General features: G+C 61.6%; 19 protein-coding genes. 10 read left to right on the plus strand and 9 right to left on the minus strand.

The genetic code is table 11. The features are described from left to right. Nucleotides 1-132: 132 nt before the first annotated feature. Together B0919_RS06950 and B0919_RS06955 are read right to left on the minus strand one after the other, a co-directional pair. On the minus strand, nucleotides 133-939 hold the full coding sequence (locus B0919_RS06950; RefSeq protein ID WP_078011509.1) for a ParA family protein: 807 nt from the start codon (nucleotides 937-939) through the stop codon (nucleotides 133-135). A 92-nt stretch (nucleotides 940-1,031) separates the two neighbouring features. Then, nucleotides 1,032-1,712, minus strand: a complete 681-nt coding sequence (locus tag B0919_RS06955) for a metal-dependent hydrolase (protein WP_078011510.1) — start codon at nucleotides 1,710-1,712, stop codon at nucleotides 1,032-1,034. Between the two features lie 87 nt (nucleotides 1,713-1,799). On the opposite strand from B0919_RS06955, the gene B0919_RS06960 reads away from it, so the two are divergent. Next, nucleotides 1,800-3,503, plus strand: a complete 1,704-nt coding sequence (locus tag B0919_RS06960) for an ABC transporter substrate-binding protein (RefSeq protein ID WP_078011511.1) — start codon at nucleotides 1,800-1,802, stop codon at nucleotides 3,501-3,503. A gap of 74 nt (nucleotides 3,504-3,577) precedes the next feature. Here B0919_RS06960 and B0919_RS25165 read toward each other — a convergent pair whose 3' ends face one another. From B0919_RS25165 to B0919_RS06975, 3 genes are all read right to left on the minus strand, one after another. After that, nucleotides 3,578-4,831, minus strand: coding sequence for a DUF6438 domain-containing protein (locus B0919_RS25165; RefSeq protein ID WP_176132909.1), 1,254 nt, complete (start codon nucleotides 4,829-4,831; stop codon nucleotides 3,578-3,580). Nucleotides 4,832-4,970: 139 nt separating this feature from the next. Beyond that, a complete protein-coding gene (gene yidC / locus B0919_RS06970; protein WP_078011513.1) occupies nucleotides 4,971-6,806 on the minus strand; it encodes a membrane protein insertase YidC in 1,836 nt (611 codons plus the stop codon). Nucleotides 6,807-7,198: 392 nt separating this feature from the next. Continuing rightward, nucleotides 7,199-8,860 carry a CTP synthase gene (locus tag B0919_RS06975; protein WP_078011514.1) on the minus strand — a complete coding sequence of 554 codons (1,662 nt, stop codon included), beginning with the start codon at nucleotides 8,858-8,860 and terminating at the stop codon, nucleotides 7,199-7,201. A gap of 349 nt (nucleotides 8,861-9,209) precedes the next feature. Between B0919_RS06975 and B0919_RS06980 the strand changes: the two genes are divergently transcribed. Further along, a complete protein-coding gene (locus tag B0919_RS06980) occupies nucleotides 9,210-10,241 on the plus strand; it encodes a hypothetical protein (protein ID WP_078011515.1) in 1,032 nt (343 codons plus the stop codon). Nucleotides 10,242-10,415: 174 nt separating this feature from the next. Here B0919_RS06980 and B0919_RS06985 read toward each other — a convergent pair whose 3' ends face one another. After that, entirely contained in the window at nucleotides 10,416-11,138 is a 723-nt protein-coding gene (locus tag B0919_RS06985; RefSeq protein ID WP_078011516.1) for a LytR/AlgR family response regulator transcription factor, read from the minus strand. Further along, nucleotides 11,135-12,154, minus strand: a complete 1,020-nt coding sequence (locus tag B0919_RS06990) for a sensor histidine kinase (protein WP_078011517.1) — start codon at nucleotides 12,152-12,154, stop codon at nucleotides 11,135-11,137. The genes B0919_RS06985 and B0919_RS06990 overlap by 4 nt, the downstream gene beginning before the upstream one ends. A 253-nt stretch (nucleotides 12,155-12,407) precedes the next feature. Here B0919_RS06990 and B0919_RS06995 point away from each other — a divergent pair, with 253 nt between their 5' ends. The 4 genes from B0919_RS06995 to B0919_RS07010 all read left to right on the plus strand — a co-directional run bounded on the left by B0919_RS06995 (nucleotide 12,408) and on the right by B0919_RS07010 (nucleotide 19,245). Next, complete coding sequence (locus B0919_RS06995; RefSeq protein ID WP_078011518.1) at nucleotides 12,408-13,943, plus strand: alpha/beta hydrolase family protein; 1,536 nt, start codon at nucleotides 12,408-12,410, stop codon at nucleotides 13,941-13,943. A gap of 88 nt (nucleotides 13,944-14,031) precedes the next feature. Beyond that, nucleotides 14,032-14,913, plus strand: coding sequence for a DUF3667 domain-containing protein (locus tag B0919_RS07000; protein WP_078011519.1), 882 nt, complete (start codon nucleotides 14,032-14,034; stop codon nucleotides 14,911-14,913). A 110-nt stretch (nucleotides 14,914-15,023) separates the two neighbouring features. Further along, the gene (locus B0919_RS07005; protein ID WP_078011520.1) at nucleotides 15,024-15,863 is read left to right on the plus strand and encodes a DUF3667 domain-containing protein; all 840 of its coding nucleotides are present in this window, start codon (nucleotides 15,024-15,026) and stop codon (nucleotides 15,861-15,863) included. Nucleotides 15,864-16,512: 649 nt separating this feature from the next. Continuing rightward, nucleotides 16,513-19,245, plus strand: coding sequence for a PAS domain-containing protein (locus B0919_RS07010; RefSeq protein ID WP_139361966.1), 2,733 nt, complete (start codon nucleotides 16,513-16,515; stop codon nucleotides 19,243-19,245). A gap of 81 nt (nucleotides 19,246-19,326) precedes the next feature. On the opposite strand, the gene B0919_RS07015 is transcribed toward B0919_RS07010, so the two are convergent. Continuing rightward, entirely contained in the window at nucleotides 19,327-20,406 is a 1,080-nt protein-coding gene (locus B0919_RS07015) for a putative zinc-binding metallopeptidase (protein WP_078011522.1), read from the minus strand. 478 nt (nucleotides 20,407-20,884) lie between these two features. Between B0919_RS07015 and B0919_RS07020 the strand changes: the two genes are divergently transcribed. The 3 genes from B0919_RS07020 to B0919_RS07030 all read left to right on the plus strand — a co-directional run bounded on the left by B0919_RS07020 (nucleotide 20,885) and on the right by B0919_RS07030 (nucleotide 24,366). Then, the gene (locus B0919_RS07020; protein ID WP_078011523.1) at nucleotides 20,885-22,339 is read left to right on the plus strand and encodes a circularly permuted type 2 ATP-grasp protein; all 1,455 of its coding nucleotides are present in this window, start codon (nucleotides 20,885-20,887) and stop codon (nucleotides 22,337-22,339) included. Nucleotides 22,340-22,424: 85 nt separating this feature from the next. Further along, the gene (locus B0919_RS07025; protein WP_078011524.1) at nucleotides 22,425-23,363 is read left to right on the plus strand and encodes an alpha-E domain-containing protein; all 939 of its coding nucleotides are present in this window, start codon (nucleotides 22,425-22,427) and stop codon (nucleotides 23,361-23,363) included. A gap of 10 nt (nucleotides 23,364-23,373) precedes the next feature. Next, a complete protein-coding gene (locus B0919_RS07030; protein ID WP_078011525.1) occupies nucleotides 23,374-24,366 on the plus strand; it encodes a transglutaminase domain-containing protein in 993 nt (330 codons plus the stop codon). A 161-nt stretch (nucleotides 24,367-24,527) separates the two neighbouring features. Here B0919_RS07030 and B0919_RS07035 read toward each other — a convergent pair whose 3' ends face one another. Beyond that, nucleotides 24,528-25,625 carry a hypothetical protein gene (locus B0919_RS07035; RefSeq protein ID WP_139361967.1) on the minus strand — a complete coding sequence of 366 codons (1,098 nt, stop codon included), beginning with the start codon at nucleotides 25,623-25,625 and terminating at the stop codon, nucleotides 24,528-24,530. Between the two features lie 333 nt (nucleotides 25,626-25,958). On the opposite strand from B0919_RS07035, the gene B0919_RS07040 reads away from it, so the two are divergent. Further along, nucleotides 25,959-26,306, plus strand: a complete 348-nt coding sequence (locus tag B0919_RS07040; RefSeq protein WP_078011527.1) for a nuclear transport factor 2 family protein — start codon at nucleotides 25,959-25,961, stop codon at nucleotides 26,304-26,306. Nucleotides 26,307-26,376: the final 70 nt, after the last annotated feature.

Here is a 26,376-nt window from a genome sequence, read left to right on the forward strand (position 1 = left end):
CTTCGTGGGCATGTCCCAGTCCGTAGCCCGCCGCAGTGGCCGGCGCAAAACTCACCGGTCCGAAACGCCCGCGGCGCCCCGGACCGGATTTCGGTTCGGGGCGCCGCGGGCGTTTCGGGCTTGAGCTACCGCTTACGCGGCGTCGTCTTCGGCGTAGGCCGGGCCGCCGGCCACGATGTTTTTCTCCACGATTTCGCGGGCCAGATTCAGGTAGCTGATCGAGCCCTTGCTCTCGGCGTCGTGCAGGATAACCGGAATGCCGAAGCTCGGCGACTCGGACAGCTTCACGTTGCGCGGAATGATCGTGTCGAACACGAGCTGCTGGAAGTGCAGCTTCACCTCTTCCACCACTTGGTTGGAGAGGCGCAGGCGCACGTCGTACATCGTGAGCAGGATGCCCTCGATTTCTAGCTGTGGGTTCAGGCGGCTCTGAATGATCTTAATGGTATTCAGCAGCTTACCCAGGCCTTCCAGGGCGAAGTACTCGCACTGCACCGGGATAATAACCGAGTTGGCCGCCGTCAGGGCATTTACCGTGATGAGGCCCAGCGAGGGGGAGCAGTCGATGATGATGAAGTCGTACTGGTCGGCAATGGGCTCCAGCGCCACCTTCATCTTCTCTTCCCGGTTGGGCAGGTTGATCATCTCCACTTCGGCCCCGACGAGGTCGATGTGCGAGGGCATCAGATCCAGGTGCGGCAGAATGTTGGTCTGCAGGATGATGTCCTGGGCGTTGATGCCGTCGACCATGCACTCGTAAATGCTGTGCTGAATGTCCTTCGGGTCAAAGCCGACGCCGGAGGTAGCATTGGCCTGCGGGTCGGCGTCGACCAGCAGGGTGCGGTATTCCAGCGCCGCCAGCGAGGCCGCCAGGTTGATGGACGAGGTGGTTTTGCCCACGCCGCCTTTCTGGTTTGCTACCGCAATGATTTTACCCATTTCGTTCTAGTTGACAGTGGTCCGGTGTCCGGTGTCAGTGTTCAGTCTTCGAAGGTAAGAAACTGCCAACTGACAAATAACGCCCGACGACTTTACAAGTTAATCGTTTGGCCGATGGTCGGCAGCACCAGCTCGATGCCGGCCGCTTCGGCTTTGCGCAGTGCCTCGGCGTGGTCGATGGCAATAACCGGGAAGGTATCGAAGTGCATGCCGATGACCTTCCTGGCGCCTACCCACTTGGCCGCGGTCAGCGCGTCGTCGATGCCCATGGTGTAGTTGTCGCCGATGGGCAGCAGGGCCACGTCCACCTTATGCTGCTCGCCGATGAGCTTGAGGTCGTAGGTCAGGGCCGTGTCGCCGGCGTAGTACAGGGTGCCTTCGCCGCTTTCGATGACGAAACCCGCCGCAATGCCGCCGTACGAGCCATCGGGCATGGAGGAACTGTGCAGCGCGGCCACCATCTTCACGGTGCCGAAGGGCAGCTTCACCTTGCCACCGATGTTCATCGGGTAGCTGGCTTTCAGACCTTTTTGCCCAAACCAGCCGGCTACTTCGGCAATGGCCACCAGCTCGGCGCCCGTGCGCTGGCCGATTTCCTCCACGTCGGCGACGTGGTCACCGTGGCCGTGGGAGAGCAGAATGTAGTCGGCTTGGATTTCTTCCACGTTCACTTCCTTGGCCAAGGGATTGGGCCGGATGAAGGGGTCGAACAGCAGGTGGGAGCCGCCCACTTGCAGGCCAAAGCTGGCGTGGCCGTAATAAGTAAGTTCCATGCGACGAGGTTAGCTACTGTATACGGCCGCGGCAGCCCGCGGATTTCGCCGTACTTTGCTACAAATATACACCTCTTTCCCGTTCGCATGCCCCGCTTTTTGGCCCGTTTGGGCCGTGTTCAGGGTTCTTCGACATCCTCCGGCGCCGGCATACTGCTGGGGCTCAGCCTAAGTTTTTTAGCGGGCTGCGGCTCGGCCGATAAGCCGGCCGACGCGCGGCGCGTGTTCCGCTACAACCAGCCGGAGGCCCTGACCTCGCTTGACCCGGCTTTTGCCCGCAATCAGGCCAACATTTGGGCCGTGACCCAGCTCTACAACGGCTTGGTGGAGCTGGACGACTCTTTGCGCCCCGGCCCGGCCCTGGCCCGCCGCTACAGCATCAGCCCCGACGGCAAGACCTACACCTTCGTGCTGCGCCGCGGCGTGCACTTTCACGATTCGGAGGTATTTGCCGGCGGCAAGGGCCGCGAAGTAAAGGCGCAGGACGTGGTATACTCCTTCCGCCGCATCCTCGACAAGCCCACGGCCAGCCCTGGCGGCTGGATTTTTCGCGGCAAAATCCTGGAAAAGCCCGATGGGGAGCCGTCTGATACGGCGTTTGTGGCCGCGAATGACTCCACGGTGCGTATTTACCTGAAGGAGCCGTTCATCCCGTTTTTGGGCATTCTGACGATGCCCTACGCCTACGTGGTGCCTCAGGAGGCGGTGCAGCGCTACGGCAAGGACTTCCGCGAGCATCCCGTGGGTACGGGCCCGTTCGTGTTCAAGCGCTGGGACGAAGGCTCGGCCATTGTGTACCACCGCAACCCGCACTACTGGCGCCGTGACGCCCAGGGCAAGCCCCTGCCCTACCTCGACGCGGTGCAGATCAGCTTTATTGCCGACCGCAAATCGGAGTTTCTGACTTTTCAGCAAGGCAAGCTGGACTTTCTTTCGGGCATCCGGGCCGGCTCCCGCGACCTGATTCTGTACCCCAACGGGCAGGTGCGCGAGGACTTTGCCGGCAAGTTTCGCTTCGAGAAAGTACCGTACCTGAACACGGAGTACCTCGGCATTCAGCAGGACCCCACCAACCTGCGCGGCGCCGCCGACCAGCCCGCCCTACGCGACCGACGCGTGCGGCAGGCCCTGAACTACGCCCTGAACAAGCCCGAGATGCTGGCCTACTTCCTCAACAACGTGGGTGTGCCGGGCAGCTCTGGCTTCGTGCCGTCGTCGCTGCCCTCGTTCAGCGAGAAAGACGTGCCGGGCTACTCATTTCAGCCCGATAAGGCCCGGCAGCTGCTGCGGCAGGCGGGCTACGGCCCGGGCAAGCCTCTGACGCTGACCCTGACCACGGTGGCGGAGCGCAAGGAAGTGTGCGAGTATCTGCAGAAGAAGTGGGCCGAAGTCGGCGTGCAGGTCAATATCGACGTGAACCAGTCGGCAGCGCAGCAGGAAGTGGTGGACAACGGCCGCGTGGCCTTCTTCACCAAAAGCTGGCTGGGCGACTACCCCGACGCGGAAAACTACCTGGCGCTGTTCTACGGCCCTAACTTCAGCCCCGCCGGCCCCAACAAAACGCACTACAAAAACCCGGAGTACGACCGCCTCTACGAACAAGCCAAGCTGGAGCGCGACGACCGACGCCGCTGGGCCCTGTACCAGGCCATGGACCGCCTCGTGGTGCGCGACGTACCCGTCATCCCTTTGTACTACGACCAGGTAGTGCGCCTGACGCAGAACAACGTGCACGGACTCACCCCCAACCCGATGAATCAACTGGTGCTGGAGCGCGTCTGGAAGGACTAGGCTTAGCCCCCATAAACAGCAAAACGCCCGACCATCTGCATGGCCGGGCGTTTTGCTTGCCGGAGTCGGGGCCGTTAGTTTTCGGCAGCGCCGGTGCCACCGCTGATACGTTCAATCTCGTTGTTGATGAAAGTGAGCAGGCTGGCTAGCTCGGCGGGTGCTTCCTGCTCCACTTGCACGGTTTTGCCCGGCTGGCCGGGGCAGTTGTAAGTCACAAACGTGGAGGGCATATCGGTAACGCCACTCAGGTACTGGCTTTGCAGGTTGCCGAAGCCTACCTCGTCGGCCTGGCGCATCATGTCACGCACAGTTTCGACGGCCAGGCGCAGCTCGTAGGTACCTACTTTCGGCACGTTGCGGTAGCCCACGTAGTGCACGCGGCCATCGGCGTAGATGCTGGCTTCGAAGTGCGGGCACGGGCCCAGGCACGGTGTTTTGCGGAAGACGAAGGCGGGCGCGCCGGCCGACTGGGCCGGCGCGCCCAACTCAAAACCCAGGCCGCCCTCCTTCTCGCCCACGCGGGCGCGTTTAGGCGGGGCCGTCGGGAGCTGCGGAGTGCCCGCGCCGCTTTCGGCTGGGGCAGCCTCGGTGCTGCGCGTGGGCTCCACTTCGGCGCGCTTAGGCGGCGCGGTGGGCAGCAGGACCGGTTGCGAAACCGGTGCCTCCGGAGCCGGTACTTCGTCTACGCGGGCCCGTTTGGGTGGGGCCGTAGGCAGCAGGTCGGGCTGCCGGGTGGGCGGCACTTCCGACGCCGGAGCTGTGGGTGCGGGCTTGGGCGGGGCCGTCGGCAACAGCACCCCGCCGGTGCCAGGCTGCTCCGGGCTGGTTTTGATGGGCGGCGTGGTGGGCGCCGGCTTCGGCGGAGCCGTCGGCAGCAGTATGGTACCGTTCGTGGGTTGTTCGGGGGCTGGGGCCTTTACCGGCGGCTCGTTGCGTATGGGCGGTGCTGGCTTAGGCGGCGCCGTGGGCAGCAGCACGCCGCCATTGCCCTGGCCCGGCGCCGGGTTGGGCGTGGTTGGGCTGTGGGTAGGGTTGCCGGGCGCGGGCGTATGCCCTACCGGAGGGTTGCGCGGCGGACGCGTAGGTGGGGTACGAACGGGCGGCGCGCTGGGCGGCGTCCGTACCGGCGGGGGGGGTGTGCGCACGGGCGGTGGGGTACGCACCGGGCCGTTAATGACTACTGGCCCGGGTGCCGGGACCGGATAGTCGTAGTCGTAACTGGGCTGCGGCGCGGTGCGGCGGCCGCCCACGTAATAATTCACGGTGCAGGCCGGCAACGTGCCAAGCAGCAGGGCGGCCAGCGCCAATGGGCGTAAGGATGAGTTCATAATAACTTACTGAGAGAAGGGTTCGGAGGGCTTGTTTCCAAAAAGCGGACCAATACGGCAAGTAGCTAATATTCGGGCACAAAAAAGCCTTCCGGTTGACACCAGAAGGCTTTTAAGTCATTGAATCAGAAGCAAAAAATTATTTCTTCTTGGCTTGCTGACCGCTCTTGCGGGCTTCGGCCTCGCGCTCCTGGGCGTTCTTCATGGCTTCGGCTAGGCGGGCCTGGAAGCCTGCGGGTTTCTTATCCTTGTTCTTCTCCTTGTTGGCCTGCAGCTGGGCGTGCAGCTTGTCTTCGTCGACGAAGCGGCGGGTAATGGCCTGCTGGGCGAAGGTTACCACGTTCGATACGAAGTAGTACCAGGTGAGGCCGGCCGGGTAGTCGTTCAGCACGAAGAAGAAAATCAGCGGCATCAGGTAGCTGTACATCTTCATCGGGCCCTGCATGGCGGCCGGGTTCATCTGGTTGCTCTGCCAGGTCATCAGCAGCGTCGAGATGGTCATCATCACCGTGAACAGGCTGATGTGGTTGCCCAGGAACGGCAGCGTAAACGGCAGCAGGATGGGCGCGTCGTAGGTACTCAGGTCCTTGGCCCACAGGAACGACTCGCCGCGCAGCTCAATGGCGTTGGGGAAGAACTGGAACAGGGCCAGCAGTACGGGCAGCGTAGCCAGCATGGGCAAGCAGCCGGCCAGCGGGCTGGAGCCGGTGCTCTGGTAGAGCTTCATCGTCTCCTGCTGCACCTTCATCTGGTCGTCGCCGTACTTCTCCTTGATCTGGTCGATTTCCGGCTTGAGCACGCGCATCTTGGCCTGCGAGAGGTAGGACTTGTATACCAGGGGCCAGAACAGCAGCTTGATGAGCACCACCAGCAGCACGATGATCAGGCCGTAGTTGCCGATGTACTGCTCCAGGAAGCTGAAAACCGGGATAACCAGGAAGCGGTTGACGTAGCGGAAGATGCCCCAGCCCAGGTACACGTTGCGCTCGAAGTGCGGCGCTACGTCTTTCAGGATGGGAAACGAGTTCGGGCCGAAGTAGTACTGGAAGCTGGCACCCGTAGCCGACTGCACATCGGCGGCGGGAATCTGCACGGTGCTCTGCAGCGTCTTGAGGAACGTAGAGTCGGCGATGTTGACGTTCGAGTTGAACTTGCCGCTCGGGAACTGCTTCTCGGCAATGAGGCCGGCCGTGAAGAAGTCGTGCTTGTGGCCGATCCACTTCACCGGGCCGGGGGCCGTCTGCTCTTCGGGCTTCTCGCTGGCCTCGGCAATGGAGCCCAGGTCGTCTTCGGCCAGGTAGTAGTTGATGGTGGTGTGGCTGCGGTTCTGCTTGGCGCTCTGCTCGGTCTGCCGCACGTGGTCGACCCAGGTGTAGGTCAGCGGATCGGCCGTCACGAGGCCGTTGAGGCCCACCAGCTTCAGGTTGTAGCCCAGCTGGTACGAGTCGTCGTAGAGGGTGTAGGTCTGCTGAATCTGCTGGCCGGGGGCCACTTCAGCCGTCAACTGCACGCGCTGACCCTTCTTGCCGTTTTCCGTCACCGGCGTCACGGCCGAGGGCTGGAAATAGAGGCTGCTGAGCTTCACGCGGCGCCCGTCGGAGGTGGGCACCTGCACGTCGATGTCGGCGCTCTGCTTGTCGAGCAGGTACAGCGGCTGGCCCTTGAAGGTCTTTTCGCCTTCCAGCAGCACCACCTGCGGGCGGCCGCCACGGGTGCTCAGCGCCACGCTCAGCTTGTTGTTGCGCAGCTCCACATTCTGCTCCTGGCCCTGGCCGGCGGCGGCAAAAGCGCCAAGCAGGCGCACAGTAGCGGCCGAGTCGAGCGGAGCGGGCGCCGCGGCGGGTTGGGCGGCAGCCGCAGCGGCCGGTTTCTCGGCTTGCTTGGCTTGTTCTTCGGCCTTGGGCTTGAAGAAGAACAGGTACGCCAGCAGCAGGGCCGAAATGAGCATGAGGCCCGTGGCCTGATTCTTATCCATGAATGGATTAGGTATTGGGTAAAAAGCAGTTAGCGCCGCCTAAGCAGTTCAGCGCCAACAAATGGAGCCGCAAAAGTACGTGGTAATCAGTGAAGTGACTACACCCGCCGCGAACTGCACGGCGGGGCCGCGTCTGCAACAACCGCGCGCAGCCCGGGCGGCATGCCAAATTGACCGCCGCAAGGGTTACGCGACGATAGGTGCCCGCCAAAAAAGAACGTCAACGCCAGAGCATTAACAGCAGAACGTCATTCCGAGCGAAGTCGAGGAATCTCGCGTGCTGGCATCAGGTAGCAAACTCAACGACTGAAGTTGCTATCCGACCAAGCAGGCGAGATTCCTCGACTTCGCTCGGAATGACGTTCTGATTATTGGGTCGTTCTGCCAGCGGCTTACGCCACGGCCACCTGCTGCTTGTGGTGCTGAATGGCGGCGCGCACGAAGCGCACGAACAGCGGGTGCGGCGCCTGCACGGTGCTCTTCAGCTCGGGGTGAAACTGCCCGGCCACAAACCACGGGTGGTCGCGCAGCTCCACCATTTCCACCAGCCCGGTGTCGGGGTTCAGGCCCGAGGCAACCATGCCCGCGGCTTCGAACTGCTGCAGGAACTCGTTGTTGAATTCGTAGCGGTGGCGGTGGCGCTCCTCGATGCGGTTGGCGCCGTAGGCCTTAGCGGCCTTTGAGCCCTTGCGCAGCTCGCACACGTAGGAGCCCAGGCGCATGGTACCGCCCTTCTGGGTGATAGTTTTCTGCTCTTCCATCAGCCCGATGACCGGGTAGGGCGTGGCAGCGTCCATTTCGGTGGAATTGGCGCCGTGCAGGCCCAGCACGTTGCGGGCAAATTCGACCACGGCGCACTGCATGCCCAGGCAAATGCCGAAGAACGGAATGCCCGCCTCCCGCACGTAGCGGATGGCGGCCAGCTTGCCCTCGAAGCCCCGCTCCCCGAAGCCCGGCGCCACCAGCACGCCATCGGCGCCGTGCAGCTGCTGGGCCACGGTTTCGGCCGAAATATGCTCCGACTGAATCATGCGCACCGTCACCTTGCACTCGTTCTGGGCGCCGGCGTGCACAAAGGCCTCCAGGATGGACTTGTAGGCATCGGGCAGCTCCACGTACTTGCCGACGAGGGCCACGGTAACTTCCTCCGTGGGATTCTTGAGGCGGCCGAGGAAATCTTTCCAAACATCGAGGTCCGGCTCCTGCGCGCCGCCTACCAGCTTCATTTTCTTGATGACGCGCTCGTCCAGCTTTTCCTTGCGCATGAGCAGCGGCACAGAGTAAATGCTGTCGGCGTCGAGCGACTCGATGACGGAGTTGACCTGCACGTTGCAGAACAGGGCAATCTTCTTGCGCATCTCGGCCGGGATGGAGTGCTCGGAGCGGCACACCAGGATGTCGGGCTGCAGGCCGGCTTCGCGCAGGTCGCGCACCGAGTGCTGGGTGGGCTTGGTTTTCAGCTCCTTGGCCGCGGCCAGGTAGGGCAGCAGCGTGAGGTGAATGACCAGGGAATCCGTCGGGGGCAATTCCCAGCGCAGCTGGCGCACGGCCTCCACGAAGGGCAAGGACTCGATGTCGCCGATGCAGCCGCCGATTTCGGTGATGACCACGTCGAACTCGCCTTTCTGGCCCAGCAGCAGCATGCGTCGCTTAATCTCGTCGGTGATGTGGGGCACGACCTGCACGGTCTTGCCGAGGTAGGCGCCCTCGCGCTCCTTGCGAATCACAGAGTCGTAGATGCGGCCGGTGGTCACGTTGTTGGCCTGCGAGGTGGGCACGTTCAGGAACCGCTCGTAGTGGCCCAGGTCCAGGTCGGTTTCGGCCCCGTCGTCGGTCACGTAGCACTCCCCGTGTTCGTAGGGGTTGAGCGTGCCGGGGTCGATGTTGATGTAGGGGTCGAACTTCTGGATGGTGACCCGGAAGCCGCGGGCTTGCAGCAGCTTGGCCAGGGAGGCCGAAATGATGCCTTTGCCCAGCGAGGAGGTCACGCCGCCCGTGACAAAAATGAACTTGGCCGTAGTGGCAGCCGTGGAAGTGGGGGTTCGGTCTGGCATAACGGGAAACAAAGGTAGGGAAAGAGTTGGGCGGGGCGGCAGACGACGACGGGTTTCGGTGCGGGTCGCTACTTTTTCCTCGTAAGCCTAGCAGGGCACGCCTGCAAAAGAGGATCGACCGCACGGCTGTTGCCTAACCGACCACGCAGCTTATAATCAGGCATTATCCATCTAAAACCCCAGGCTGACCACGCTTCATCTGGCGGCCGCTTGTCGAAACATGACATTCAATAACCTCAAACCGGCTTTTCAGACGCACCCTGGTCGATGTGCGCGCGACCATTTTATGCGCTGAACCTACTCCGGCCCCGGGTTAAGTAGTATCTTTTGACCCTGACTCGATTTTTCTATGAAGTTTTCTTTACTCCTACTGCTTTTACCGCTGCAGTGCGTGGCCCAGTATCGCCCAAGCTACACCCCTGCCCCACCCCGCATCAGCCCTACCCCCTACCAAGTACAGCAACGCAGCCAGCAGCAGGCTCACCAGACGTTCCAGCGGATGCAGGCTCAGCAGAGCATGCTTTTTCAGCAGCAGCAATTTCGTAACCAGCAACAGGCCACTGTTGCACGGTCGCAGCAGGCCGTACTGCTGCGGCCCGTGCCCACCCAGCAGCAATTGGAGCGGGCGCAGGCCCTACAAGAGGAGTCTGAGCAGAAAGCCAATGAAAAACTGGCACGCTTAACGCAGGAGCTGCAACGCAAGCGCCAGGAGCATCCGGCCGCGGATGCGCAGCAGGCGGAGGCCCAACAGCAGGAAGACGCCAAGCTGCTTACCCAGCTGAGCGTGCAAAACTACAGCGAGGTGTTTCTGCCCGGGCAGGTGTTCAACGCCCTGCATGCACGCCGCCTCTCGCCGAAGGCCCACGCGGACTGGCATGGCATTAGCCAGGACCTGCTGAGCAACTCCTGGTGGAACCAGCACGATAACGCTCAGTTGGCAGGGCAACTGGCGGCGTACGGCAAGAATCTTACCGTGCTCACCAGCCATCTGCTGGAGTTTGACATTGCCTCAGCCCCACCCGCTACGGCTCCTCTTTCGGTCAGCCGCCTCGATGAGATGCTGGCCAAGGATGCATTCGATCAAGCCGCGGCCAACCAAATCATTCTGGAGGCGGCCAAAGCCGAGAAAATAGCGGCCGGTGATCAGCTAGCCAAAGCAGTAATGGATTTTAACCGCCTGACTGCCACTGCCGCTAGCCAAGAAATGACTAAGGACTCAAACGCGCTCCGCGACGAGGTAAAGGCTAGCCTAAAGCACGTAAACAAAGAAATGCAACGTTACACTGCCCGTATTGGGGCTTCGGATAAGCTGTACGAAGCGCAAAAGGCCGTGCTCGAATCTACCAGCAAGTACGTGGGAAAAAGCAGCAAGAACCGCTGAGTTCATCAAGCGCAGCTACTGCAATAGGCGGCGTTTGAACGCATTAGCGCCCGATGAATGCGTTGGCATGTCCACCTCCGCGTACCGGCCGGCACTGGCGTCAGGCCAAGAGGATATACCTGTACCGTTCTTCCGCTGCAAGCATCTGAAAACAGCCGAGAAGCCGCATAATGGTTAATCCGCTTGCAGAAAGTTGCGGTCGATGAATTCTTTAAACGACTTGCGGTAGGAAATGCTGATGGGCAGAAACCGCTCCCCGGCGACCTGCACCTTGTCTTTGTGGATGGCCTGGATGCCTTCCAGGCTGACAATAAAGGACTGGTGAATCCGCACGAACTGCTCGGCGGGCAGCTGCTGCTCCAGCAACTTGAGTCGTTGCAAGCTCACGATTTTCTGGTCCCGGGTGTGAATCGTGACGTAGTCGCGCAGCCCCTCCACGTACAGAATGTCCGTCCAGCGCACTTTCACCAGCTTCACGCCGTCTTTCACAAACAAAAACGGGGAACTACTGCGCCCAGGCCCTGCTTCCGGCTCGGCGGACTGCACGCGGGCCCGCAGCTTTTGCACAGCCCGCAGAAAGCGCTCCAGGGTGATGGGCTTGAGCAAGTAGTCAACGGTATCGAACTCGTAGCTTTCCAGGGCATACTTGGAGTAGGCAGTGGTGAGCACGACCAAGGGCTTGCGGGGCAATACCTTAAGCAGCTCCAGGCCAGTTAGCTCCGGCATCTGCACGTCCAGAAACAACACGTCTACCGGCTCAGCCCGCAGGATTTCCATGGCTTGCAGGGAGCTGGAGCAAGTGGCCTGCACGTGCAGAAACGGCACTTTTTTGATAAACTCCACCAGCAGCTCGCGGGCCAGCGGTTCGTCGTCGAGAATCAGGCAGTTGAGTTTCATGACAGGGCCAGACTTAGGTGCACGCGGTATTCGTCGGGTAGCTCTTCGATTTTCAACCAGTGCCGACCGGGGTAGCTCAGGTCCAGGCGGCGGCGCACATTCTGCAGGCCCGCGCCGGAATACCTGGTGGGCTGCGCCGAACCTGGCAACCGGCTGTTGGCCACCTGGTAGGTGCAGGCCGCGCCTTCCAGCTGCACCCGCACCTGCACCCAGCCGTGCTCGTGGTTGGCCAGGCCGTGCTTGAAGGCGTTTTCCAGAAAGCTCACCAGAATAAGAGGCGCAATCTGAGCGCCTTCCGGGTCGCCGATGACCTCCAGGGTTACGGTATTGTCGGCGTTCAGGCGCAGCTTTTCCAGGCTGATGTAGTTCTGCATGTACTCCAGTTCCTCGCTCAGGGCGACTTCCGGGTGGTTGGAGTCGTAAATCATGTAACGCATCATCTGGCCCAGCTTGGCAATGATTTCCGGCGTGTTCGGCGACTGAGTATAAGCCAGGTAGTAGAGGTTGTTAAGCGTATTGAAGAGGAAGTGCGGGTTGATTTGCGCTTTCAGTAGTTGCAGCTCGGCCGTCAGCTGGGCGTTTTCCAACGCCTTGGTTTTGGCTTCCAGCTCAAACCACCCCACGGCAAAGCGCAGCATGCTCACGAAAACGACGATGAACAAGGTACTGACGCCCAGCCCCAAGACGTACTGGGTGGAGTACAGGTAGTCCTGAGGCACGTCGCTGGGGGCAAACTGCCATAGCACGTAGACCCGCACGGTAACTGAGAGCAGAAAAGCTGCCGCAAACTCCAGCAGGTAACGGCCGCTGCGCTGGTGGCGCAGCCAGCGGGGCAGCAGCCAGAAGTAGTTGCCGTACACCAGGGGCAGGTACAGCGCAATGGACAGCAACGTGTAGGACACGGCGGCGACGACGCTATACTGCGCCTGAAACTGGTAGAAGTACCAGGAGAAGTACAGGGCCCAGAAAGACAGGTGCAGGAGCAGCACCCGGTGTTGGCGCAGAAAGGTGAGCACAAATACTGGCGGTTGGGGAATGATAAAACTACCGCCCGGGCCTCTCTTTCACATTCGCCTCGCGTGATTATTCGACACGTAGGGCCTTTTATTCGACTGGCTGCCGCACTGGAATAGGACCTTGATTCGGCTGATTGTCGAATTTAAGCTGGTAGGTGTCGAATACGGCGGCGCGGCGGCCCGGGGCGCTATTGATTTGCCGAACCACCATAGTCGCAGGGCTCCCGACCGAGCGACCTGAGCCTGTTCATCCATGAAAATCACGCCCTCGTTCTTCTTACTCCTGCTATTGCCAGCTTGTACGGCCGTTCGTCCGGCACTGCCTGGCGCGGATGCAGAGCAGGGCGGCGCCTTTGTTACCCTGCACGGCGCGGATACGGCTGCCGTGGAGCGCTTTACGTACGCGGCCGGGCAAGTGCGCAGCAGTATGGTCACGAACCGCGTGCTGCAAACCTCCCTGGCGGCTACCATCACCCCAGCCCAACAGGTCAGTCGGTTGATTAAGCAAAACCGCACGTACGAACAAGCCTTTCCAGCCGACACGACGCGTTTTCGGGCCGATTCGGTGGGCACGGCCTCGTCGCGTTGGGCCGCCGCCCCGTGGGTTGACCGCTCGGTGGTACTGCTGGAACAAACCATTCGTTACGCCCGCACCCGGCACCAGTCCACCGTGCGGGTGCCGGTGTTTCGCACCATCCCGCAGCAAACGCAGTGGGCTGTAGTTCGCTTCCAAGGCCGCCGGCGCGCCGAAATCGAGCTGGAAGGCCGGCGGTACCTTGTGCAGCTGGATGCGCAGGACCACGTGCAGACGGCTATCCTGCCCGCCTACGGCATGCGCATCCAGCGCGTGCCGGCGCTGCGGGCGTCGGCCTACGCGCTGCAGCCGCTGCTGGGTGCCCCGGTGGGCGCGCCGTATTCGGCGGAGGAAGTGCACGTATCGGCCCGCGCGGGCCATGTGCTGGCGGGCACGCTTACCCTGCCCCGAGGGGGCGCCGCTCGCAAGGGCGCTCTGGTGCTTATCACCGGATCGGGGCAAAGCACGCGCAACAACGGCGGCCCTCCGAGCGTGCCCTTCCGGCAGCTGGCCGATGAGCTCAGCCGGGCCGGGGTGGCCGTGCTGCGTTTGGACGACCGGGGCACGGGCGCCTCCACCGGCGACTGGAAAACCTCGACGCTGCAGGAGGAAGCCAATGACATCGAAGACGCCGTGCGGTGGCTGCGCCAGCGCTCCGATATCGATCCTACCCGGGTGGGCTTGCTGGGCCTGAGCGAGGGTGGCATCATCGCGCCCTTGCTGGGCGTGCGCGACCCGAGCCTGGCGGCCATCATCTGCCTGGCCGGCTTGGGGGGCAGCGGCGCGGAAATGGCCCGTTACCAGATTGCCTACGCGACGGAGCATAACGCCGCCATCCCGCCGGCCCGGCGCGATTCGGTTATTGCGCAGGAGCTGCACGAGGCGCGCACGGGCCCCGCCAAAGTCCGCTCCATCGTCGAATACGACGGGGCGCTGACGACGGCGCGGCAGCTGCGCCAACCCTTACTGGTGCTGCACGGCGCCAACGACCGGCAGATTCCGCCCCGGCACGCAGCGGCGTTGGCCGCTGCGGCCCGCGCCGGTGGCAACCGCGACGTGACGGTGCGGCTGTTTCCGGACCTGAACCACATCTTTCTTCCCGACCCGGATGGCCGCGCCGGCATTCAGTGGGCTTACCTGCCCACCTACACGCTGCCCCACTCCCTGATGGCCACGCTGACGCCCTGGGTTACCCAGCACCTGGGCACGCGGTGAGGGCCGGGCTTATTGGCGCCGGGTACTCAGCCCGCACTGCCTAAATCTGCACGGCTACCTGAGCGCATATCTATCTCCTCCCCTTAGCATGTTCCGCCACGAAACTGCCGAAGTACCGGCGCTACCTCTGCCACAGGCGGCGACCTGCCTTAACTGCGGGCACGACGTACCCGAGCGGTTTTGTGGCCGCTGCGCGCAGGACGCGCATCACACCCAGCGCCTTACTCTGCAGCACCTGATGCATCACCTGCCGCATTCGGTGTGGCACGTCGACAAGGGTGTGCTCTTCACCTTGAAAAGCATCCTGCTCCGGCCGGGGCCAACTCTGCTCACGTACTTGGCGGGGCAGCGGGTGAATTATTTTCACCCGTTGTCGCTGCTGCTGCTCGTGACGGGCGCCTACTCGTTTGCCTTTTCGCTGCTACACATTCCGCTCACGGTGCCCGATGACCCGGCGGTTTCGGAGGCTTTTCGGCAGATGCAGGAATCGATGACGGCCGTTTTCTTTAAGTACCTGCGGTGGGTATACGTGGCCATGGTCCCCTGCGTGGCCGCCTGTGCGCGCCTGTTTCTGCGCCGGGCCCGGTTCAATTACGCCGAATGCCTGTACCTCGTCGCCTTCGTCACGGCCGGCGGCAACTTCATAGCCCTGCTGTATTTGCCGATCAGCTACGCTTACGGGGGAGCTGGGCATCTGCCCGCCACGAACAGTATCCTACTGGGCGCGGTCATGCTGTATTCTACCTGGGCCTACACCAGTCTGCTCCAGCACACGACGCTTACCCTGCCGGCCCGGCTGCTGCGGGGCTTTCTGACCCAGGTCTGCGGACTGCTGGGCTCCGTCGTGGTGATAATACTCTTGGTACTGGGGGCGTACGCAATGATGGACCGGCAAACCTGGGAAGCCGAGCACCAAGGGCCAGGCAAGGTCAGCGAGCCGCGCTCTTCCCACCCGAAAGCCACAGAGTGAAGCCGAGCTGAGCTAGGACTCCGCCCAGACCAGACGGCATGCCTTGGAGCCGCCCAACCTAGCTGCGGCGGGTAAGCCAGAGAATAAGACAGGAACAAACCAGTGCGACCATGACGAGCAGTTGTAAGAATTGCGGGGCTCCGCTGTATGGACGCTACTGCCACGTATGCGGGCAGAAGCAAATCCTGCCGCAGGAACGGCAGCTGCACTACATCGCCGGGGAGTTCTTCCATTACTTCACCCACCTGGATAGCAAATTCCTCTCTTCGCTTAAAAGCCTCTTTACCCAGCCGGGCCTCATGACCCAAGACGCCATCCAGGGCATTACCGTCCGGCACTTTAAACTCAGTTCACTGTTTTTGATCGGCACCCTGCTGTACTTCCTCATTCCCAACAACTACCTCATCAGTAGTAATATGGTCACCTCGTACCGGCAGGAGGTTCAGGGCGGCGGAGTGGGGAAATTCAAAAGGGAAATAGCCGCAGGGAAGATGCAAAAACAGCGGCTGACGGAACAGGAAGTGGCCGGGAGTTACGACAAGAGGAAACATGCGTACGGCAAGCTTCTTACATTCCTGCTTATCCCGCTCACCATCCCGGTACTTTGGCTCGTTACTTTGGCAAGCACTCGATTCAAAGGCAGTTACAGGCTCACCGCCTTTGACATGGGCATTGCCTCGCTGGAGTTGAATTCACTCATCATCATTGGGTTCTTCACCTTTGCCAGCCTGCTGACCAGTTCGGTCTACTTGGTTTTTGCCAGTGAGACCCTGTTCATCAGCGTAGTGGCGGCCTGCTTGCTGATGGTTCTGTACTTACTGCAACGATTCTTTAAACGCGTCCTCCAGCTAACCAATGGCCAGGGGCTCCTGGCATTGATCATATTTCTGGGCGGGTACGCGGGCGTGTTGGTGGTATATGGGATTGTGGCCTTTGTAGTTTTTATTTAATAGCCAGAATCTACCGCGGGCGGCAATGAGTAACAGCCCACCTTAGCCGGGGCAAGCTGGCCTATCCCGCCACGCCGGCCGCAGCTGCTTTTCCAGCGGCATTTCCTGCTCGCGCCGGCCGGGCTGCTGATGACGCGGATTGTGCTCGTGCGCCCACTACCATTGACCGGCGCTACTCACGGCAATGCTACAAAAAAGCCCCGACCACCACGTCGGGGCTTTTGGCGTGAAAACAGGCGAAAACCATCGGCATTCCTTGTCTTGCCATTGCAACTATGGCGTAAGATACCTCTTCCCGCCCGTCGGCAGGATGAAGAAAAGATGAAGCTGATTTTGGTGGAAGCCTAAGTCGCAGTGAATGAACGCTGCTACCTAATCACTCCCAACCAGGTATATCTGCCTGCCAAACGGCTTAGTCTGCGTGCTGCGCGAGCAACAGCCCTGCATGAAGCATGGGGCGCTGTATTCCTGCCAAATGGCACTACTTGGCGGCAAGGAGGTAGTGGCTGATTTCCGCTGCCAACAGAAAGCAGAGCACTAAAACTGACTTCAGTACAAGTGTGTACCTTGCAAAAGTAGAGCGTAGGCGCAGCCGTAACTGGGCCCGTTCCTTGTTTCACCTTCTTCTTTGCTGCCAGCGCTGCTTGCCGTGGCCTCTTCTTTTCCCGACGCCGTTCCCGCCGACGCATTTCTACCGGCGCTGCTGGAACTCTCCGTCAGCGGGGTGGTGTGCTACGCGCCCCTGACCGATGCGACCGGGCAGATCGTGGACTTTGCATTTGCCTACCTCAACCCCGCTGCCCAGCGCGTGCTGGGCCTGCCCGCCCAGCCTGCTACCACGTACCGGGAAGTGTTTCCCGAACCACCCCCGTTTGCGGCCTTTGCCTTCCACTGCGAGGCTTACAGCTCAGCGGAGCCGCGCCACTTCGAGCTGAACTACCAAGGGCCCGACCACGACACGTACTGCCGCGTAAACGGTCGGCGCCTCGGTCAGCACCTATTGGTGAGCTTTTCCTTCAGCCAGGAGCAGGACCGCAACGCGGTGGAGCAGGCCCTGCGCCAAAGCCAGGCGCACGCCCGAGCCGCCCGGGCGCAGGCCGAAGCGCAACGCGCGGAGCTGACGACCATTTTCGAGCAGGCGCCAGCCGCCATTGCCATTTTCGAGGGGCCGGACCACGTCATCAAGCTGGCCAACCGGGACCACCTGGCCCTTTGGGGCAAAACCGCGGCCGACGTGCTCGACAAACCCTTGTTTGAGGCCCTGCCCGAATTCCGGCGCATCGGCTACGAGGAACTGCTGATGGGCGTGATGCAAACCGGGGAACCCTACGTGGCCAAGCAGATGTCGGCTAACCTGACGCGCGACGGGCAGCGGGCGCCGGTGTACTTCGATTTCGTGTACCAGCCCTGGCGCAACATGCACGGCGTGGTGACGGGCGTGATTGTGGTGGCCACCGAGATTACCCAGCAGGTAGTTGCCCGCCAGCAGGCCGTTGCCTTGCAAGCCGAAGCGCTGGCGGTGGCCGAGCGCCGGGCCCAGGAGCGCGAAACCTTCTATCAGGTGTTTGAGCAAACCCCGGCCAGCATCGTGCTGCTGCGCGGGCCCGAGCACCGCGTCGAGTACCACAACGAGGCCTACCAGCAGCTGTTTCCCGGCCGCCGGATGCGCGGCCGGACCATTGCCGAGATTCAGCCCGACGCCGCCCAGCAAGGCTTTCTGGCGCTGCTCGACCGTGTGTACCAGACCGGGGAAACTTTCGTGGGCCGGGAACTGCCGCTCGCTATCAACCAGCCGGACGGCCAACGCCGCGAAACCTACTTCAACTTCACCTACCAGCCGTACCGCGAAAACGGGCAGGTGACGGGCATCTCCGTGTTTGCCTACGACGTGACCGAGCAGGTGCTGACCCGCCAGGCCCGCGAGGCCCAGCAGCACAAGTTCTACACCCTGTTCGAGCAGGCACCCACCGGCATCTGCATTCTGGCCGGACCGGAGCTGGTGTTTGAGTTCGTCAATCCCAGCTACCAGCTGCTGCTGCCGGAGCGTGAACTGCTGGGGCGGCCTGTGTTCGAAGCCCTGCCCGAAATCGAGCACACCGCCGTTGCCGCCATGTTGCGCGGCGTGTACGCCACGGGGCACACGCACGAGGAGCAGGCGATGCTCGTCCCGCTGGCCCGACCGGCGGATGGGGCGCTGGAAGACCGGTACTTTACGTTCATCTACCAAGCCCGCCGCGACGACCTGGGCCGGATCGACGGCATTCTGGCCTTCGTGTTTGAAGTCACGGCCCAGCAGCAGGCCATTGCCGCCGTGCGCGAGAGCGAGGCCCGCTTCCGCATCATGGCCGACGCCGCCCCCAACCAGGTATGGGCGGTGAACCCGGATTCGAGCATCCGCTACGCCAACCAGGCCTTCCTGGACTTTGTAGGAGTGGAAAACCTGGAGCAGTACGCGGCTACGGGCTGGTCGGCCTACTTGCCGGCGGAGGAGCTGCACCTCGCCCAACGCACCCTGGCGGACGCCATCCGGACCCGCTCGATGTACGCCTTGGAGCACCGAATGCGCCGCCACGACGGCGAGTACCGCTGGCTGTTGGCGCAGGGCGCGCCCAGCTTCTACCCCAACGGAGAGCTGTACGGCTACGTGGGCTCGGCCATTGACATCACCGCGCTCAAACAAGCCAACGAACAGCTCACCCGCACGAACCGGGACCTGGACAACTTCGTGTACGCCGCCAGCCACGACCTCAAGCAGCCGGTCAACAACCTTGCCCTGCTGCTGCAAGAGCTGCGCCGCGGCGTCACCTTCGCCGATCCGGCCGAAGAGCAGCTGCTCATGCCCATGGTGCAGGAAGCCCTGCAGCAGCTGAGCAACACCATCGACGAGCTGGCCGCCCTGGGCCAGGCGCAGCAAATGAGCCACGCGCCCGCGGAGCAGGTTTCCCTGGCCGAGCTCACGGCCGAAGTGGTCGGCACCCTCGAGCCGCAGGTGCAGGCGGCCCGGGCGCGCATCACCACCGACTTTGCGGCGCGGCCGGCGTTGTCCTTTGCCCGCGCAAACCTGCGCACCATCCTGCTCAACCTGCTGGGCAACGCGCTTAAGTACGCTGATCCGGCGCGCCCGGCGCGCATCCACGTCTCGGTGCAGATGGTGCAGGGCCGGTGCGTGCTGACGGTCGAAGACAACGGCCTGGGCTTCGACGCGCAGAAGTACGGCGCGGAGCTGTTTCAGCTCTTTCGCCGGCTGCATACGCACGCCCCCGGCAGCGGCGTTGGGCTCTACCTGGTCAAGCGCATCGTGGAGGCCAGCGGCGGCTCCGTCGAGGTAGAGAGCCAGCCCGGCGAAGGGGCCACGTTCCGCATTCGGCTAGGCACGACGTAGCGTGCTGCGCCGGCTCTTTCTTGTGCCGCTGCCGAGCCTTAAAAGCTCAGGCGACTCATCTGACGACCAGCGCACATTTTACTACGCTTGGTGCCGGGCATCCTGGCGACAGACGGTGTGGATGAATGCCAGCTTCTCCACCACGGCCGGTGGAATGACAAAAGGATACAAATCCTTCAGGCCCATGCTCCGGTTAAGGCTGTTCAGCGCCAGCGCCAGGGGCGTCCACTGCTCGATGATGTCCTCAAAGCCCTCGGTCTGGTAAGGGTCCTGGGTAACGGCTACGGTCAGGTTATCCGCTTCCTCGCCGACCCGGGGCTGCACGCGGATACCGAAGGCCGAGGCCGTTTGCAACGTATCGATGATGTGCAGGTAGTGGGCCCAGGTTTCGGCCCAGTCTTCCCAGGAGTGCATGGTGGCGTAGGCGCTGATGAAATGCTCTTGCCAATCGGCGGGCGCACCTTGGTCGTAGTGCCGCTGCAAGGCCTGTGCATAGTCGGCGCGCTCGTCGCCGAACAGCCGGCGGTACTCGGCGAGGTGGGGCGAGTCGGCAATGAGCCGGTCCCAGTAATAATGCCCGACTTCGTGCCGGAAGTGGCCCAGCAGCGTGCGGTAGACCTCGTGCATGTTTTTGCGGGCCATTTCCCGCTCCACGTCGTCGGCTTCCTTGATGTTGATGGTAATGAGGCCGTTGTCGTGACCGGTCAGCACCTTTTCCCCCTCGGGCTTCTGCTCGTCGGCCAGAAAGTCGAAGGCCAGGCCCGTTTCCTCGTTTTCCGTTTTGCTGACCACCGGTAGGCCCAGCTGCAGCAGGCTGAACACCAGGCGGTGCTTGGCCCTTTCCAGGCTTTGCCAACGCGCAATGTGCTCCGGTTCGTTGAGCTTGGGAATGGTACGGTTCAGGTCGCAGGCCTGGCAAAGCTCCTCCACAGCCGCAGCGGGCAGCAGCCAGTTGCAGGCCTGTTGCGCGTGGTTGGCGCAGTACTTATAGGCGCTGCCCTGCTCCTGGCCGTGTACGGCCACGTACTGCTGCCCCTGCGGCCGTAATGCTACCATCTGCTGCTGCTGTACCTCAAATCCCAGGGCGTGCTGGCACCGCTCGCACAAGTCGTTTTCGAAGTAGACGACCTGGTCGCAGTGCGTACAATTGAAGAGCTTCATATAACAAGGGCCGAAAAGAGGAGGCCGATTACGGGATATCGGGTACGAAGTCGTGAGCCAATTTCAAACGAAGGCCTTCGGCATTAGTTTGCCTAGAGGGCCTTCTCGACAGAAATGCGCGTGGCTTAACCGTCTTATGGCTATCCATATATATTCATAATTCAAGCACAAAAACAAAGTAACCCCTATTAGGAAAGCATTGGTACTAAGCTAACTAGTTAAATCCGCAGTTGCTGGTTACCCGGCTATAGTAAAAACCCATAAAACGCGCCTTTAAGTACTTCCAACGGCGTATTGCGCAAAGTACTTAAAGTACAACCAACGTGTACGGAGCTCCTATAGCCTTACCGCAGGTAGGTAGAGACAAACCGGTATAATTGTCCCAAGGGTCAATAAAATCCAACTTTAATAAAACCAGCATCGTAGACGGTTATCCTGTTTTCCGGCGCTGCCCACCCCACCCCTGCTGCCTCCCTTTATGAAAGAGAATTCCTTGTTGACTGCTTACCAAGAGCAGCCCAACATCTGGGATGAGATGTTTCACGCCAACCGCATCCGCCCGGAGTACCGCAACTTTGTTGCGGCCATCGAGAACCTGCCCAACGCGGAACTGGCCCGCAAGGACGAGCTGGCCCGTAAGCTCTTTATGAGTCAGGGCGTTACGTTCACGGTATACAGCAGCGGGGAGGGCATCGAGAAGATCTTCCCCTTCGACATCATTCCGCGCATCATTCAGCACGCGGAATGGCTGCACATCGAGGCCGGTATCACGCAGCGACTGAAGGCCCTGAACCTGTTTCTCAAGGACATCTACCACGAGCAGTTTATCCTCAAGGATGGCCTGATTCCGGCTACGCTTATTTACTCCTGCCCCCAGTTTCTGCGGGAGATGATGAACGTGAAGGTGCCCCACGACATCTACACCCACATTGCGGGCGTCGACCTGATCCGGGATTCGGACGGGCAGTTCTACGTGTTGGAAGACAACTTGCGCACCCCGTCGGGGGTGTCGTACATGCTGGAAAACCGCAGCATCACCTCGCGCCTCTACCCCGATCTGCTGCCCAAAAACAACGTGCAGCCCGTGCGCAAGTACCCGGAGCTGCTGTTTCGCAACCTGCTGGATCTGGCCGAGCGCCACGTCAGCGCCCCCACGGTGGTGCTGCTCTCGCCGGGCATCTACAACTCGGCCTACTACGAGCACGCCGCCCTGGCCCGGCTCATGGGCATCGAGCTGGTGCAGGGCAGCGACTTGGTGGTGAATAACCACTACGTGTACATGAAAACTACCAAGGGCCTGCAGCAGGTCGACGTGATTTACCGCCGCGTCGACGACGAGTTCCTCGACCCGCTGGTGTTCCGGCCCGACAGCGCCCTGGGCGTGCCCGGCATCTACGCGGCCTACCGCAAGGGCAACGTGGCCATCGTCAACGCCATGGGCAACGGCGTGGCCGACGACAAAGCCGTGTATTGCTACGTGCCCGACATGATTCGCTACTACCTGGGCGAGGAACCCATCCTGAAATCGGTGCCGACCTACCAGATGAGCGACCCGGACCTGCGCAAGATGGTGTTCGAGCGCATGGATAAGATGGTCATCAAGAAAACCAACGAGTCGGGCGGCTACGGCATGCTGATCGGCAGCAGCGCCACGGAGCAGCAGATGCAGGAGTTCCGCGAGGCCATTACCCAAGACCCGCGCAGCTTCATTGCCCAGCCCATCATCAGCCTCTCGTCTACGCCCTGCTACCTCAACGGGGTGCTGCAGCCCCGCCGCGTCGATTTGCGGCCCTACGCGCTGTACGGCCCGCGGGGCATCGACATCGTGCCCGGCGGCCTGACGCGCGTGGCCCTGCAGGAAGGCTCGCTGGTGGTCAACTCCTCCCAGGGCGGCGGCAGCAAAGACACCTGGGTGCTGGGACCGGAAAATTAATTGCGAAGGAAGAAGGAGAAATGAAGAACTGCTTCGGCAGGACGGCTTCCTCCTTCTTCTTGCTTCCTCACTCCTCTTTTGACATATGCTCAGTCGCGTTGCTGACACTATTTACTGGCTGGCTCGCTACATGGACCGCACCCAGGCCATGCTGCAGGTCATCCGGACGCACTACCACGCTTCCCAGGACAGCCCCCACGAATTCAGCTGGCGCCCGCTGCTCTACAGCTACGGCGGCTCGCTGACGCTGGAGGAAGTAGCCGCCCTGGAGCGCAACACGCCCCGGGTGCTGGAACGCCTGCTGCTGGACAAGGACAACCCGACTTCGGTTTACAACAACGTGCTACAGGCCCGCGAAAACGCCCGCGCCGTCCAGGACCACATCACGCAGGAAGTATGGCAGTGCCTGAACAGCTTTTACCACGCCATCCGGGGCGGCGAAATCCTCGAGCAAATTCGCTTCGGTGACCCCATTTCGGGCATCGACGGGCTGATGCGCCACGGGCTGGTCTTTCTCGGGGCGGTGCAGAACACCATGCCGCGCGACGAAAGCTACGGCTACCTGAACCTGGGCAAGCAGCTGGAGCGCGCCCTGCAAACCACAGACACGTTGCGGATTCAGTGGGCAAATATGACCACCCAGGCTCAGCCCGACACCGAGATTCCGCAGCTGCGCTACCTGGTGCACTCCCTCTCGGGCCAGGAGCTATACCTGAAAACCTACCGCGGCAACTTCAACCCCGACAGCGTGCTGCAGTTCGTGCTGCACAACGCGTATTTCACCCACTCGCTGCGCTCCTGCCTGAGCCGGCTGAGCTGGTACTTCGAGCGGCTGAAATCGGACAGCCTACCCGAAAGCCACGAGCAGCTGGCGTTTCTGATCGGCCGCCTGGCCAACCAGGTGAAGTACAGCGACGTGTCGGCTCGCAACGCGCAGCAGCTCGACGAGTTTCTGCTACACATCCGCAAGGAGCTGCTGGGCATTGCCACGGCCTTGGGCAAGAACTATTTGGGACGAAGCTAACCGCTCGCGTATGCCATCCTACACCATCAAGCACGTCACGCGCTACTCCTACGCGGCCGAAGTCATCGACGGCGCCAACCAGATCATGCTGTACCCTTTGGCCGATGAGCGGCTGCAGGTGGCGCGGCACGAGGTCTGCGTGTCCAGCGACGCGGGCACCCTGAAGGGCACGCCCATCGACACCTACGTGGATGCCTTCGGCAACACCGTGGGCGTATTCACCCTGCTGGAGCCCCACACGGTGCTCGTCATCGAGTCGTCGGCCCACGTCACGACGCAGCCCATCCAGTTTCCGATGGACGAGGAGCCGGCCGAGCGGCAGTGGCAGGACCTGCACAGCCGGCAGTTCGACCCGGCCTTTATCGACTTCCTGACCCACGAGGAGTTTAAGTCGCTGGCCGACGTCCAGGCCACTCTCCGCCAACTGACCAGTGAAGCGGAAAAGCCCCTGAAGAACGCGCTGCTGCTGTCCGAATACGTCTTTGACCACTTCGAGTACCGGCAGGGCGTGACCAACGTGGAAACCCCGGCCGAAGACATCTGGCAGCTGAAAGCCGGCGTGTGCCAGGACTTTGCGCACATTCTGCTGGCCCTGCTGCGGCAGATTGGTATTCCGGCCCGCTACGTGAGCGGCTACGTGTGCCCCAAGAAAGAGGAAGGCGAAGCCGAGGTGCGGGGCATTGGCGCTACCCACGCCTGGGTGGAAGCCTACATCCCCTTCTACGGCTGGCTCGGCCTCGACCCCACGAACAATACCATCGTGAACGACGGGCACGTGCGGATGGCCGTCGGGCGCAATTTCCCGGACTGCACGCCCGTGAAGGGCACGTACAAAGGCATCGGCACCCACAAGCTGCACGTGTCGGTGCAGATAGAGTACGCGAAGCCCGAGAAATCAGAAGCCCCCTCCCTGGCGCCGGCTCCCGTGTACCAGGTGCCCGACCCGGAGATGCCGGCGAATTCCTTCCGCCTCTACCAGCAGCAGATGCAACAGCAGCAATAAGGCTGCGAAACCAGGCTGGCCCGCCAGTAAGAGCAGCCGCAAAGGCTAGCCACCCTGTAGTGAACAAGGCCTCAAATGAATATGGACGAAAAAGCCCCGGCCTGGGTAGGCCGGGGCTTTTTCGTTACGCTTCTGCGCGTGTGAGCGGCTTATTTCGGCAGCTACTTCGGGATTGAAAGGGCTTTCTTAGGGTGCGTTTTATTGCCGGGCTTGCCCCGTGAAGGGCCCTGCGGCACCTCCTTAAGCCGGCGCTGACCGGGAGCATAAGTGCCCCTTGAGAGCTTAGCGCCGGGGCCTGTATGAAACCATACCCGGGAGCTAAATGGGTCGAAAACTACTTGCTGGGCGTCAACCAGAAAGGAAGCACCAATCTGCGCGGCCGGAATAGCCCAGGTGCCAATGCCCGCGCATCCATGGGCCGCAGTTCCTTCTTTGACGATGATAAAAGCACCACGCTCAATGAGCACGGGCTGGCCATCCGTGCCGGTTATTTCGAAGCTATATCCCGGGCCGAGCCGGTAAGCCGTGCCTTTTTCATGCTCGCCGCTACAGGTGGACAGCATAACATTCGGGACGGGTACCAGAGCCACGCCGGCAGCCTGCAGAGCCGCAAAAAACGCGCGGTTAACGTTGACGGTGTGGGGATACACGCTGTCGTCATAACCGGGGTCAATCTGGGCTACCGCCGCGACGCGCCCTATTCTGACCGGCACCGTCGGCACATTGATGGTGGTGGCTGGATCGAGCAAGCGGCTAAACTGGTCGGCGTAATACCCCGCGGTGGAAACCGGCTTAAATCCCGCCTTGAGTAGGTCGGCGTCCTGGCAAAACGCCTGCCGGGTCGACTTATAGAGGAACTTGTTCGCGTAGTCCAGGGTGAAAATGAACTCCATGAAAAAGTCGGTGCCCAGTATGCCCGCCTGCTGAAGCCCTAGGTCGGTAACGGTGGTCTTGCGGGCCAGCAGCTTTACCCCACCCGTGCGACCAAAGAAATCAAACTGGTCAAAGAAATAGGGCTGTTCGTAGATCATAGCAGCCCCATTCGTCGGCACGGGCTTCACCCCATTTTTAAATCCCGCCGGGTCTATTGACGAGATGTTGCTCCCAAAGTCGAGCACGAATTCGCCCTCGGCCGCGCCCATTTTCACCGGAATGTAGGGCATCTGCCGTGCAATAGTTATGTCGCGCCTCTCGCCAAAGCAAGCCGGGAGGACACTCGCCGTCTGCGCGTTAGCACCGACCGTGAAAGCTGGCAGCATGAGCAGGATAATGGTGTGAAGAACAGTCCTCATGTCGGCGAGGGGGTTGGGTTGTTAAATCTACCTTTTCTTGCCCTTGTGCCCGGCGGCCTGGCCTAGTGAAGGCCCGATTCACCTAACATAGCCCACTATCTTGCCATCAGTGGGAAGAGTAATCACTACCAGCAACTGGTGCGGCACAGGTACTGCAGCGGGATGGGGCTACCGGCTCAACCACAAACACCGCCTGAGTTGCATGGACAAGAATGCAGCGACCTTCAGCTGCCACTAATGCTTGTTTGCCGATGGGCCGCAAACCCCACTAAATTAAACGCCAACATACCTGAAGCTCCTATGCCAGAAACCAACAAAACCATACTAGAAAAGGCCAACGCCGCCATCACGGCCGGCGACTACGAAGGCTTCCTGGCCCACTGCACCGAGGATACTGAGTGGACTTTTGTGGGCGAGCAGACGCTGCGGGGCAAGCAGGCGGTGCGGCAGTGGATGGCCACCGCGTACCAGCAGCCGCCCCGGTTTCGGGTCGAGCACCTGATTGCGGAGGAGGACTTTGTGACGGCGCTCGGTACCATCACGCTGCCGGACGAAAGCGGGGCAGCGGTTGAACATACCTATTGCGACGTCTGGCGGTTTCGCGACGGTAAAATGGCCGAGCTAAGGGCTTTCGTCATCAAGCCCTAGCTTTAGGCGAAGAGCTTTTCACCGGATGCGGGGATTGGTGTTCGGACCCGACCTGCCGGTAGAGAACCTG

Origin of the sequence: Hymenobacter sp. CRA2 (genome assembly GCF_002007105.1) — a bacterium.
Classification (GTDB): domain Bacteria; phylum Bacteroidota; class Bacteroidia; order Cytophagales; family Hymenobacteraceae; genus Solirubrum.